The sequence below is a fragment of the Nonomuraea sp. NPDC023979 genome (assembly GCF_040639085.1).
Classification (GTDB): Bacteria; Actinomycetota; Actinomycetes; order Streptosporangiales; family Streptosporangiaceae; genus Nonomuraea; species Nonomuraea ceibae.
The window spans coordinates 126,829-138,889 of record NZ_JBEZZG010000013.1 but is presented as its reverse complement, the minus strand read 5'-3'; the positions used below and the strand labels follow the sequence as shown (position 1 = coordinate 138,889).

Annotated in this window: 10 protein-coding genes; 4 read left to right on the top strand and 6 right to left on the bottom strand. The window is 75.5% G+C overall.

Annotation, left to right across the window (positions count from 1 at the left end; translation table 11 throughout):
* Positions 1-109: 109 nt before the first annotated feature.
* The 4 genes from AB0G11_RS23525 (at position 110) to AB0G11_RS23510 (ending at position 4,625) form a co-directional block, all read left to right on the top strand.
* A complete protein-coding gene (locus AB0G11_RS23525) occupies positions 110-988 on the top strand; it encodes a MurR/RpiR family transcriptional regulator (protein ID WP_308125906.1) in 879 nt (292 codons plus the stop codon).
* Positions 989-1,083: 95 nt separating this feature from the next.
* The gene (locus tag AB0G11_RS23520) at positions 1,084-1,857 is read left to right on the top strand and encodes a glycerophosphodiester phosphodiesterase family protein (protein ID WP_357588186.1); all 774 of its coding nucleotides are present in this window, start codon (positions 1,084-1,086) and stop codon (positions 1,855-1,857) included.
* Positions 1,854-3,710, top strand: coding sequence for a heparinase II/III family protein (locus AB0G11_RS23515; protein WP_357588184.1), 1,857 nt, complete (start codon positions 1,854-1,856; stop codon positions 3,708-3,710). The genes AB0G11_RS23520 and AB0G11_RS23515 overlap by 4 nt, the downstream gene beginning before the upstream one ends.
* Positions 3,711-3,758: 48 nt before the next feature.
* A complete protein-coding gene (locus tag AB0G11_RS23510) occupies positions 3,759-4,625 on the top strand; it encodes an NAD(P)-dependent oxidoreductase (protein ID WP_357588182.1) in 867 nt (288 codons plus the stop codon).
* Here AB0G11_RS23510 and AB0G11_RS23505 read toward each other — a convergent pair.
* From AB0G11_RS23505 to AB0G11_RS23480, 6 genes are all read right to left on the bottom strand, one after another.
* Positions 4,515-5,435 carry an AraC family transcriptional regulator gene (locus tag AB0G11_RS23505; protein ID WP_357588180.1) on the bottom strand — a complete coding sequence of 307 codons (921 nt, stop codon included), beginning with the start codon at positions 5,433-5,435 and terminating at the stop codon, positions 4,515-4,517. The genes AB0G11_RS23510 and AB0G11_RS23505 overlap by 111 nt on opposite strands.
* A complete protein-coding gene (locus AB0G11_RS23500) occupies positions 5,432-6,223 on the bottom strand; it encodes a phosphotransferase (RefSeq protein WP_357588178.1) in 792 nt (263 codons plus the stop codon). The genes AB0G11_RS23505 and AB0G11_RS23500 overlap by 4 nt, the downstream gene beginning before the upstream one ends.
* A gap of 35 nt (positions 6,224-6,258) precedes the next feature.
* Entirely contained in the window at positions 6,259-7,464 is a 1,206-nt protein-coding gene (locus AB0G11_RS23495; RefSeq protein WP_357588176.1) for a tetratricopeptide repeat protein, read from the bottom strand.
* Positions 7,465-7,516: 52 nt separating this feature from the next.
* Positions 7,517-8,905 (bottom strand): ATP-binding protein, encoded by a 1,389-nt coding sequence (locus AB0G11_RS23490; RefSeq protein WP_357588174.1) that lies wholly within the window; start codon positions 8,903-8,905, stop codon positions 7,517-7,519.
* A gap of 99 nt (positions 8,906-9,004) precedes the next feature.
* Entirely contained in the window at positions 9,005-11,191 is a 2,187-nt protein-coding gene (locus AB0G11_RS23485) for a glycoside hydrolase family 3 C-terminal domain-containing protein (protein WP_357588172.1), read from the bottom strand.
* Positions 11,188-11,793: a TetR/AcrR family transcriptional regulator gene (locus AB0G11_RS23480; RefSeq protein WP_308125909.1), complete on the bottom strand. Its 606-nt coding sequence runs from the start codon at positions 11,791-11,793 to the stop codon at positions 11,188-11,190. The genes AB0G11_RS23485 and AB0G11_RS23480 overlap by 4 nt, the downstream gene beginning before the upstream one ends.
* Positions 11,794-12,061: the final 268 nt, after the last annotated feature.

Genomic DNA, 12,061 nt, shown 5'->3' with positions numbered 1-12,061 from the left:
CCTGCCAGGGAGGGGGAGTTATTGCAACGTATAGTGCAAATCGGGCAAGATGCAATGGTCCTTGCAATATTTGGAAAATGTACGATGTCTCCCGGCGAGGGAGGGGCGCGTGACGGACAGCTTCGAGGAGTGGCTGCGCGACCGCGTGCCGGAACGCGGGCTGCGCCCCAAGGCCGCGGCGGTGCTGGACATCCTCATCACGCAGCCACGCCGGGCGTCGTTCGGTTCGGCGGCCGAGCTCGCCGCGCTCGCGGGCGTCAACGTGGCCACCGTCACCCGCATCGCGCAGGCGCTCGGCTTCGCCGGGTGGCCCGCCCTCCAGCAGGAGCTGCGCGCCCGCTACCTCTCGTCGCTCAGCGCGCCGCAGGTCGCCGCCGAGCACAGCGGCGAGGGCTCGCCCAGCGCCCGCTCGCTCCGGCGCGACCTCGACAGCCTCGCCCTGCTCAACCGCCGCCTGGACGAGGGCGTGATCCGGACCGTCGCCGAGGCCGTCGCCGCCGCCCGCCGCACGGTGATCGTCGCCGACGGCAGCTACGCGGCGGTCGGCATGGCGCTCGCCCACAACGCCCGCATCGCGGGCTACCCCGTCGCGGCCGTCACGGCGGGCGACTCCGAGCTGTCCAACACGGTCGCGGCGATCGGGCCCGGCGACGTGCTGATCGCCATCAGCTTCTGGCGGCTGTACGAGAGCACGGTCCTGGCCGCGCACGAGGCCCGCGCGCGTGGCGCCCGGGTGTTCGCGCTCACCGACGCGGCCAGCCCCGCCCTGGCGGACGCGGCCGAGGAGGTCGTGATGGTCCCGGCGGAAGGGGTCGCGTTCTTCCCGTCGCTGACCGCCGGGCTGGCCGTCGCCCAGGCACTGGTCGCCCAGCTCGCCGCCGTCGACCCGGCGCGCACGGCCGCCGCCATCGAGACGGCCGAGCGGATGTGGACCAAGTTCGGCCTGCTCCACCGGCGCCCCGCGGGCGGCGAGCCCACCGGCCCGTAGAGACGGCCCTGGTGACAGGCCGGAGCGGATGCTTGATCGGGTCCGGCCCCGCCCATAGCCTCGTCGTGCCGGACCTACGACGAGGGGGCCTCGTAGTGACCATCCCGCTGGCGGTGGCCGTGGCAGTGACCGAGCTCGCCGCGACCGCGCTCGTGCCCGCCGCCGCCGGACGGCTGCCCGGCTGCCCGCTGGTGTTCGGGCACGGCGGCTACCCGAAGAACCCCGGAGCCAGCGCCAAGGACCTGATCCGCCAGCCGAACCACCCCACCGGCATCGAGCACATGCGCGCCGAGGGCGCCGACGGCCTGGAGGCCGACGTCCAGCTCACCCGCGACGGGACCCAGGCGGTGATGTGGCACAACACCACCACCAACGGCCTGACCGGGCCCAACCGCGAGATCACCGACCTGTGGTGGGCCGACGACGACGGCGGCCTGCGGTCCCGCCGCGTCTCGCGCGGCCCCTACGCGGGCGAGCGCGTCCACACGCTCGGCTCCTGGCTCGACCACGCCGCGGCCGCCGGGCTGATCGCGCTGCTGGAGATCAAACGCCAGGCCAGACCCGTCCTGCGACGCTCCGAGGAAGCCTGGCAGGAGCTGTCCGGCCCGATCCTCGAACGGCAGGACACCCAGCGCATCCTCCTCTACTCGGCCGACCCGTGGATCCAGCGCGAGCTCGCCACGCGGCACCCCGGCCTGCTGCGGGGCGAGGCCGTCCGCTGGACCGACGGCGTCCCCTGGGACGAGCCGCCGCCCGGCTGGCGCGCCCAGGTGCCCCGCTGGACGAAGATCCTCAAGCGCGGCCCGGCCGGCGTGCTGACCGACTACCCGGCCGACTACCGCCGCTGGCTGGCCGGAAAGTGCACGTGACGGGCCCGTACGAGCCGGACTGGGCGGCGGTGCGGCGGCGGGTCGCGGACGCGCCGTGGGCCGCCCGCGTGCTCGGCGCCCTGGAGGCCGACTTCGGGTACTGGTCGGGCCTGCCGCTGCCCGGCCCGGACCGGCCGTCCGCCTGGACCCACCACTACTTCTGCGACGCCGACGGCGCGCCCCTGCGCCACGACCCCGCCACGCCCGACCGGCACGCGTGCACCGGCTGCGGCAAGGTCTATTCGGGCGAGCCGTGGGACGGCGCCTGGCGCGCCATCACCCACAACGCCGCCGCCGCGCAGGCCCAGCGCGCCGCCCTGCTGCTGCGCCTGACCGGCTCGCGCCCCGCCCGCGACGAGCTCGAACGCGTCGTCGGCGGCTACGCCCGCCGCTACCGCGACTACGCGCCCCACGGCCAGGCCGCCGGGACCGGCCGCGTCCAGCCGCAGGGGCTCGACGAGGCCGTGTGGGCGATCGGGCTGCTGCGCGCCGTGCGCTGGGCGGGCGACGCCCTCACCCCCGCCACCTCGGCCGCCCTCGACGGCCTGGCCCGCGACGTCGCCGCCCTGCTGCGCCCGCAGGCGGGCGCCGTGCACAACATCCCGTGCTGGCTGCTCGCCGCGCTGGCCGAGTGCGCCGTCCGGCTCGGCGACACCGCGCTGCTCGCCTGGTGCCGCGACTCCGAGTTCGGCGTGGAGGCGCAGGTCAGGCGCGGGTTCCACGACGAGGGCCTGTGGTACGAGGTCAACCCGCACTACCACTACTACGCGCTCGCCGCCCTGCTGTCCTACCGCGAGGCGGCGGGCCCGGCCGGGCTGTCGGCGACGGCCGCGCAACGCCTGGCCCGGGCGGTCACCGCGCCGCCGATGCTCGCCTACGACGACGGGCGGCTGCCCGCGTACGGGGACGGCTGGGCCGAGTGCTTCACCGCCGACTTCGCCCCGCACGCCGAGGCCGCCTGGTCGCTCCTGCCCGAACGGCCGCCCAGCCCGGCCCCCTACTACGCGCACCCGCGCCCCGCCCCGGTCCGCCTCTGGTACGGCGCCCAGCTCCCCGACGGGGTCGCGCCGCCGCTGACCGGCCGTTCGTCGGTCGCCGCCCTCGTCTTCGGCCCCGGCGACCTCCCGCCGCCGCCCCCGGACCCGCCGCGCTCGTTCGTGTGGCCGGGGGCCGGGATCGGGCTGCCGAGGTCCGGCCGGGTGCGCGCCGCCCTCCGGTACGGGCCCGACGCCGGCTGGCACGACCACCGCGACAAGCTCGGCGTGGACGTGGCCACCGCGACCGGCTGGTCCAGCCTCGACCTCGGCACCAGCGGCTACGGCTCCGGCTTCACCGCGTGGCTGCGCTCGCCGGTCGCCCACAACACCGTCACCGTCGGCGGACGGCCCCAGCCGCCGCACACCGGCCGCCTCGTCGCCTCGTCGCCCGGCCACCTGGCGGCCGAGTCCGCGTTCGACGGCCACACGCTGCGCCGCGCCCTGACGGTGACCGGCGACGGCTGGACCGACGAGTTCACGGTGACGCCCGCCGCGCCGGACGCGATCGAGTGGACCTTCCACGGCGACGGCCCGTTCACGGCGGACGGCGAGCCCGCCCTCCTCACCGGCGACCTCGGCCACGCCTGGCTGCGCGACGTGCGCCGGCTGCGGGCGCATGCCGGGGTGCTGCGCGGCGCCTGGGACGCCGACGGCGCGCCGTCCCTGGAGCTGACCGTCCCGGACGGGTTCGAGGCGTACGCGGCGCTCGCCGACGGCAACCCGAACGGCCGCCCGCTCGGCATCGTCCTGCTGCGCGGGCACGCGGCACAGGCGCGCGTCCACGCCCGCTTCACGCTCCCGCCGCCCGCGCCCTGAGCACAACCGTTCAAGACCCCGCCCGCCCGCTGCGGCTACAACGAGGGGATGGACATCGGCTTCATCGGCCTGGGCCTCATGGGCGGGCCCATGGCGGTCAACCTGGCCCGCGCGGGCGGCCTCGTCGTCTGGAACCGCACCCCCGCCCGCGCCGAGCCGGTCCGCGCGGCCGGCGCCGACGTGGCGGCGAGCGCCGCCGAGGTGTTCGGCCGCGCCGGCACGATTCTCCTCATGCTCGCCGACGAGGCCGCCGTCGACGACGTGCTGCGCCGGGGCACGCCGGAGTTCGCCGCCCGCGTCGCCGGGCGCACCGTGGTGCACATGGGCACGACCTCGCCCGCCTACTCCGCCGGGCTGGACGCCGACGTGCGCGCCGCCGGAGGCCGGTACGTGGAGGCGCCCGTCTCCGGCTCGCGCGGCCCCGCTGAGGAGGGACGCCTCGTCGCCATGCTCGCCGGGGACCCCGGCGCCGTCGCCGACGTGCGCCCGCTGCTGCGGCCGATGTGCCACAAGAGCGTCGTCTGCGGCCCGGCGCCGTCGGCGCTGCTGATGAAGCTGGCGGTCAACCTGTTCCTCATCACGATGGTCACCGGGCTCGCCGAGGCGACGCACTTCGCCGCCGGGCACGGGCTGGACCTGCGCCGCTTCCAGGAGGTGCTGGCCACCGGCCCGATGGCCAGCGCCGTGTCGCGCGGCAAGGCCGCCAAGCTCGTCGAGGGCGAGCTGTCCCCGCAGGCGGCGGTCGCCGACGTGCTCAAGAACAACCGGCTCATCGCCGAGGCCGCCCGCGCCGCCGGGCTCGCCTCACCGCTCCTCGACGCCTGCCACGAGCTGTTCGCCGAGACGCTCGCGCTCGGGCACGGCGGCCTCGACATGGCCGCCGTCATCCGGGCGATCGAGGCCAGGACCGGCTGAACCGCAGGCGGCCTGCCAGCGCGCGGGCGTGAGGCCGTACGCGCCCTTGAACCTGCGCGTCAGATGGCTCTGGTCGGCGAACCCGGCCGCCTGCGCGGCGACGGCCGGCGGGAGCCCGGCGCGCAACGCCCGCCGCGCCACGTCGAGCTGCCGCATCGTGCGGAACCGGGTCGGGCTGGTGCCGAACACGGCCCGGAACTGCCGGGCGATCGTCCACCGGTCCAGCCCCGACACCCGCTCGAACACCGCCACCGGATGCCGCACCGCCGGGTCGGCCGCGATCAGGTCACGCACCCGGGCCAGCGCCTCCACCGCCGCGGCCGCGCGCCCGGCGCCCCGCCCGGCCTGGCGCGCTCCCGCGTGCGCCGCCAGCGAGCGGGCGATCGCCAGCGCGACCTCCACCCGTTCGAGCTCGCCGAGCGGCTCGTCCAGCCGCCGCAGGCACGCGGCCAGCGCGGGCGGCATCCGCCGCACCACCGGGTCCGGCACGAACGGCAGCGGCCCGCCGCCCAGCGCCTCGCCCACCAGCGCCGGATCCACGTAGAAGATCCGGTAGCCGAACCCCTCCTCGGTGCCCGGCGCGCCGTCGTGCACCTCGTCCGGGTGCAGGATGTGCCACTCGCCCGGCAGGCAGTGCCGCGCCTCGCCCCGGTAGCGGAACGTCTGCACGCCCCGCAGCGTGATCCCGATCGCGTAGCGGTCGTGCCGGTGCGGCGCGAACGCCTCGCCGACCAGCGACGCCGCCATCCGCTCGATCCCCTCGGCGCCGGCCCCGAAGCGCAGCCTCGCGCCGGGCCCCTCCCCGTTCACCAGGCGAAGTCCTCCAGCTCCAGCACCGCGCGGTCCATGTCCTCGGCCCGCCCCTGCCGCAGCAGCTTGGCATACAGCGGGTCGCCGCCGACCGCGCCCGCGCGGATGTCGCGGGCCCGCGCGCTCATCCGCGCCTGGATCTCCCGGACGATCACCGCCGGGTCGCCGTGCCAGCCGTACGCGTCCAGGAACGTCCGCAGCCGCTCGGCCCGCCTGTCGAACGCCCGGAACCCCTCCAGCTCCGCCACCCGGCGCGCGTGCAGCGGCACCCAGCTCAGCGCCGTCCACGCCAGGTCGGACTCGGCGCCCACCGGCCCGGCGAAGTCCCAGTCGAAGAAGCCCGACAGCCGCCCCTCGTGCCAGGCGGCGTTGAACGGGCTGGCGTCGTTGTGCCCGATGATCTGCCCCGGCGACCACTGCCCGCCCACCCGCCAGCGGGCGTCGGGCGGCGGCGTGAAGTCGGCCACGGCCGCGTGGTAGTCCCGCAGCCAGCGGGCCACCTGGCGCAGCGCCTCCTCCGTCCGCGTCCACTCCGGCCACACCAGCCGGTTGCCGAGCGTCTCGCCCTCCAGGAACGTGAGCACCTCCCGGCCCTGCTCGTCGTAGCCCAGTGCCCGCGGCGCCCCGGCGAAGCCCTTGCGCTCCAGGTGGCGCAGCAGCTCGTGCACGGCGGGCGTCCACGCCCGCGCCGCCCGCCTGACGGTCGCGCCGATCCGGATCGCGCCCCCGTCGTTGCCTCCTTCGAGCCGGATCCGCCGGATCTCATGGCGGCCTGCGGATCCGCTCATCGATCGCCTCCTCCGGGGTCCCGCCTCCCAGATTCTCAATAAGTGCGGGCATCTCCAAGAGGCCCAAAGACCCGTCGTACGCCTGCCGCGATCCAGATCGTGGCCAGGGCCGCGTACACGGTCAGCAGTGCGATCGGCCACACCCCCGACACCAGCGACGCCACCACCGCCAGGCCCAGCAGGGCTGCCCACCCGTACAGGACGGCACGGCCGCGCGGCGAGCCGGTGTGCGCGGCCTCCTGCACGGCGGTGACCAGCGCCATGACGGCGGCCCCCGCCGTGCCGAGGACGTCGCTGCCGAGCACGACGCCCGCCACCAGCGTCGCCGCGCCCGCCACGAGCAGGCCGCAGCAGGCCAGCGCCACCCGCGACTCGCCGCCGTCGAACAGCAGCCCGGTCGCCTTCGCGCGGGCCAGCCGCAGCACGGTGACCGCCTCCGTCACCCACGCCGCCCAGTGCAGCAGCGCGATGACCACGAACACCGCGATGACCGGAGGCAGCGCCGGCAGCAGGAACACCAGCCACCAGCCGCCCAGGAACCTGCGCCGCACCCGCGACAGCCACCGGTGGAGCGGGTTGCGCTCCTTCAGCGCCGTCACCAGCAGGTCCCTGGCCTGCCCGTAGCCCGGGTCGAGCCGCAGCACCTCGCGGAACGCGCCGGCGGCCACGCGCGCGTCACCGGACGCCAGCGCCGCCCGCCCATACACCAGGTGCGCCGTGGTGCTCTCCGGCGCGAGCCCGACGGCCCGCCCCGCCGTCTCCGTGGCCGCCCGTGTCTGCCCGAGCGCCGTCTGCGCCAGCGACAGCAGGCTCATCAGGTCCGCCGACTCCGGGTCGAGCGCCAGCCCGCGTTCCGCCGCGCCCGCCACCAGCGGCCACTCGCCCTTCAGCACGTGCGCGCGGGCCAGCAGCTCCCAGATCGGCGGCCACTCCGGCGACAGCGCGAGCGCGGCCCGCCCGGCGGCGATCGCCTGGTCGGGCTGCCGCGCCCGGTTGTGCACCTGGCCCGCGACGTAGTGCGGGAACCACGAGTCGGGCGCCAGCCGCACCGCCTCGTGCGCCTCCGCCACCGCCTCGCCCGGCCGGCGCTGCTCGGCCAGCGCCAGCGCCAGCAGCGCGTGCCCGACCGCGTGCTCCGGCTCCTCGGCCAGCAGGCCGCGCAGCTCCCGCTCGGCGTCGGCGGGCCGGCGCATCTCCAGCAGCGCCCGCGCCCGCTGCACCGGGCCGGCGGCCTTCACCATCGGGCTTTCTTCACCATCGGGCCTTCACCATCGCGCCTTCACGAGCTGGCCTTCACCACTTGGCCTTGATCCACGGCATCAGCTCGTCCCACGCCCCCGAGTCGTTGGCGTGCAGCACGTAGTTGCGCGCCGTCGCCATCCACTCCCGCACCGACGTGGGCCGCACGCTCTTCGCCGCCGCCAGCAGGTCGGGCGTCGCCAGCGGGATCGCCCGGCCCGCGCTGATCGACTGCTGCAGCTTCGCCTCCACGGCCCGGTCGACCACGCCCTTCAGATCGGCGCCGACGAAGTGCTCGGTCACCCGCGCCACCGCGTCGTAGTCCATCTCCGCGATCGGCTTGTCCCGGCACAGGATGCGCAGGATCGCCGCCCGCGCGGAGGCGTCCGGCGGCGGCACGAACACGAGCTGGTCGAACCGGCCAGGGCGGCGGAACGCCACGTCGATGTACCAGGGCGCGTTCGTCGCCGCCAGCACCAGGACGCCCTCGTTGGCGTCCTGGTCCACGCCGTCGAGCTCGGCCAGGAACTGGTTGACGATCTGCCGGTTGTGCGCCTGCCGCATGTCGGAGCGGCGCGCCGCCAAGGCGTCCACCTCGTCGAAGAACAGCACGCACGGCCGGTTGCGCCGCGCCAGGTCGAACGTGGCCCGCAGGTTGCGCTCGCTGGAGCCGATGTACATGTCGAGGATGTCGGCCAGGCCGACGTTCACGAACGACGCGCCGAGCTCGCCCGCCGCCGCCCTGGCCAGGTGCGTCTTGCCCGCGCCCGGCGGCCCGTACAGCAGCACGCCGCCGCCCGCCCGCTTGCCGAACGCGGCGAACAGCTCCGGCTGCTGGATCGGCAGCAGCAGCTTGACCTTCAGCGCCTCCTTCACGGCCTCCATGCCCGCCACGTCCGCGAACGTGAACCGGGACCGCTCCACCTCGGCGCTCGCCTCCGCCGCCGGCGTGGCGGGCGACGGCGCATCGTAAGCCCCGCCCCCGTACGCCGGCCCCGACGGCGCACCGCCGTACGGTGCCGGCCCTCCCAGGGCCTGGGGCGGGGCGGCGAGGCGGGCGGCGAGGGCGGGATCGGCGAGCGACGGGTCGCGGGTCACCGCGTCGTGGTAGCGGTGCGCCGCCGCCGCGACGTCACCCTCGCCCAGCAGCGCCCGCGCGGCGAGCACACCGAGCCGGGGCGGGCAGCCGGGCTCGCCCAGGAACGGCTCCAGCGCCGCCAGCGCCTCGCCGAAGGAGCTCTGCCGGACGAACGCCTCCGCCAGCCCCGCCGAGACGTCCGCGTCCTTGGGCGCGAGCACGAGTGCGGCCCGGAACTCGGCCTCCGCCTCGGCCAGGTAGCCCTTGGCCAGGAGCTGGTCGGCGAGGTGCCGCCGCAGGGGGAGATTGTCCGGAGACAGGCGCGCCGCCTCGCGGAGCGCCTGGAGGCCGGCATCGTCGAGCACGTGCCCGTCCTTCCGTCGGGGGAGTGGAATCAGGCAAGGCTATCGAAATCACCGGCCATGACCCCCAGCCCCCGACATATCCAGATACGCCCGGAAACGTCACCCATCCACGGCGGCGACGAGCCGGTCGACCACCTCAGGCGACAGCCCGATGCCGAACGTCCGGAACTTGGCCAGCGGAATCCCCCTGGCCAGCCCCATGAGCGCCGGGCTGAACCGGTCGAGCGCGGACCCGCCGAACGCCTCCTTCAGCACCCGGCTCCCCACGGGATGGTCCAGCCACTCGCCGAGCGTCGACATCGCGGTCAGCGGCGGCGCCCAGCCGTCGCCCGGCGTGCTCAGCTCCAGCCGCTGCCGGATGTCGCGCGAGGAGGCGCCCACCTCGACGGTGAACGCGCCCGGGTCGATCCGCCAGCCGCCCCGCGACGCCGACCACCACGCCAGGTCGCGGCCGGTCAGCGTGAACGAGACCCGCTCGCTCGCGCCCGGCTCCAGGCCGATCTTGGCGAAGCCGCGCAGCTCGTGCCGGGGCCGGGTGGGGCGCTCCTCGTCGAAGGCCACGTAAAGCTGGACGACCTCGTGCGCGAACCGGCTGCCGGTGTTGGTGACGGTCACCTCGACCTGCCACTCGTTCGCGCCGGTCTCGCGGGCCTCCAGGCCGGAGTAGGCGAACGTCGTGTAGGACAGGCCGTGGCCGAACGGGTAGGCGACGTCCACGTCCAGCGTGTCGTAGTGGCGGTAGCCGACGTAGCGGCCCTCGCCGTAGACCACGTGCCCGTCGCCGCCGGGGAAGTGCAGGTGGGAGGGCACGTCGGCGAGCCGGTGCGGGATCGTCTCGGTGAGGCGGCCGGACGGGCTGTGCGTGCCGAGCAGCAGGTCGGCCAGGGCGGAGCCGCCCGCCTGGCCGAGCAGCCAGCCCTCCAGGATCGCCGAGACCGCGGCCTGCCAGCCGGACACCGACACGACGCCGCCGTTGGACAGCACGACGACCACGTCCACGCCCGTCCCGGCCACCCGGCGCAGCAGCGCCGTCTGGTCGCCGGGCAGGTCGATGCCGGTGCGGTCGAAGCCCTCGGACTCGGCCGAGTCGGGCAGCCCGAGGAACAGCACGGCCACGTCGGCCCCGGCCGCCGCCTCCACCGCCTCCCGCTCCAGCTCGGGGTCGGCCTGCCCGTCGAGCCGGTAGCCGGCCGCGAACACCGCGCCGTCCAGCGCCGCCGCCAGCGACTCCCAGGCCGAGTCGAGCCGGGTCGGCACCACGTGCGAGCTGCCGTGCCCCTGGTAGCGCGGGGTGCGGGCGAGCTCGCCGAGCACGGCCACCTTGCGGCCGGGGGCGATGGGCAGCACGTCGCCGTCGTTCTTCAGCAGCACGGCGGACGCGCGGGCCGCCTGCCGGGCGACCTCGTGGTGCGCGTCGGCGTCCCAGCCGGTCGTGGCCGGGGCGGCGGGCACCCGCGAGGCGAGCCGCAGCAGCCGCCCGACGGCCCGGTCCAGCACCTCCTCGGGCAGCCTGCCGTCGCGGACCGCGTCGGCGATCTCCGCGTCGGTGCCGGTCGGCGGCATCTCCAGGTCGAGCCCCGCCTCCAGCGCCGCCACCCGGTCGGCCACCGCGCCCCAGTCGGACACGACGAGCCCGTCGAACCCCCACTCCTCCCGCAGCACCTCGGTCAGCAGCCACCGGTTCTGGCTCGCGTACACGCCGTTGATCTTGTTGTAGGCGCACATCACCATGTAAGGGGCGGCCTCGCGGACGATGTGCTCGAAGGCGGGCAGGTAGATCTCGCGCAGCGTCCGCTCGTCCACGTCGGCGCTGATCCGCATCCGGTCGGTCTCCTGGTTGTTGACCGCGTAGTGCTTGACGCACGCGCCGACGCCCAGCGACTGGATGCCGTCGACCAGGGCCGCGCCCATCACCCCGGACAGGCGCGGGTCCTCGGAGAAATACTCGAAGTTGCGCCCGCACAGCGGCGAGCGCTTGATGTTCACGCCGGGCCCCAGCACCACGTCCACGCCCTGCGCGCGGGCCTCACGCGCGATCGTCGCGCCGACCAGCCGCGCCAGCTCCGGGTCCCAGGACGAGCCGAGCCCCACCGCGGGCGGGAAGCAGGTGGCGGGCACGCTCCTGGTCAGGCCGAGCGCGTCGCCGGAGCTCTCGTCCTGCCGCCGCAGGCCGTGCGGCCCGTCCGACAGGGTCAGGGCGCGTACGACGTCGCGGACGGCGGTGGTGTGCCAGGTGTCGCTCCCGGAGGTGAGCGAGGCCTTCTCGGCGAGTGTCAGATCCTTCAACTGATGTCCAATCCCAGCTCGGTGAGGAAGGCGGCGACCGAGGCGCGCATGTCGACCCGGTCGGGGTCGAGCAGCCACTGCGTCTGCAGGCCGTCGACCACGGCGAGGAGTTGCCCGGCGACGACGTCCGGGTCGTGGGGCAGCGGCGGCGTGGCCTGCGCGAACAGCTCGGCGAGCACCCAGGCGGCGCCCTTGCGCAGCCGGCGGTAGCGCTCGACGAAGTAGGCGTGGGCCGGATGCCCGGGGTCGGTGGCCTCGGCCGACAGCTTCACGAACAGCCCGACGAGTCCCGGCGTCCGCATGCTGGCCGCGAGCTGGTCGACGTGCCGCCTGATGATCTCCACCGGGTCCAGGCCGGGGCCGGTGGCCGCCACGAGCTCGGCGGTGAGCACCTCGCGGCGCTTGAGCACCTCGATGAGCAGCGCGTCCTTGCCCGGGAAGTGGTGCAGCAGCCCGGCGTGCGTGAGCCCGGCGTGCGCGGCGATGTCGCGCAGGGACACGGCGTGGAAGCCGGAGCGGGAGAACAGCTCCATGGCGGAGTCCAGGATGCGCGCCTGGGTGCGCTCGCCCTTGGTCACCCGGCGTGTGGTGGGTTCGGTCACCGACCGGCCTTTCTGCTGTCCAGGGCACCCGGGTGCCCGGAAAACCGAACTTACCACGTGGTAGGAAACAAATCGGATGCCCGTCCCGTACCGATCTCTGTAGGGTCGGCGACGACCGCCGAGACCAGTGAGGGGGACCGCCATGCGCCGCAGCGCCGTTCCCCTGTCGCGGCATCTGTCACGGTACGAGGTGATCCTGGTGTCCCCGTCCGCCCGGCGCCCGCTGCGCGGCCGGCGCCGGACGTCCCCGGCGGCCCCCTGACACGAG

Excerpts from the sequence above, each read along its gene's own strand:
- AB0G11_RS23495 (WP_357588176.1), bottom strand. The coding sequence starts at position 7,464 with ATGGTGAAGGCCGCCGGCCCGGTGCAGCGGGCGCGGGCGCTGCTGGAG.
- AB0G11_RS23510 (WP_357588182.1), top strand. The coding sequence starts at position 3,759 with ATGGACATCGGCTTCATCGGCCTGGGCCTCATGGGCGGGCCCATGGCG.
- AB0G11_RS23500 (WP_357588178.1), bottom strand. The coding sequence starts at position 6,223 with ATGAGCGGATCCGCAGGCCGCCATGAGATCCGGCGGATCCGGCTCGAA.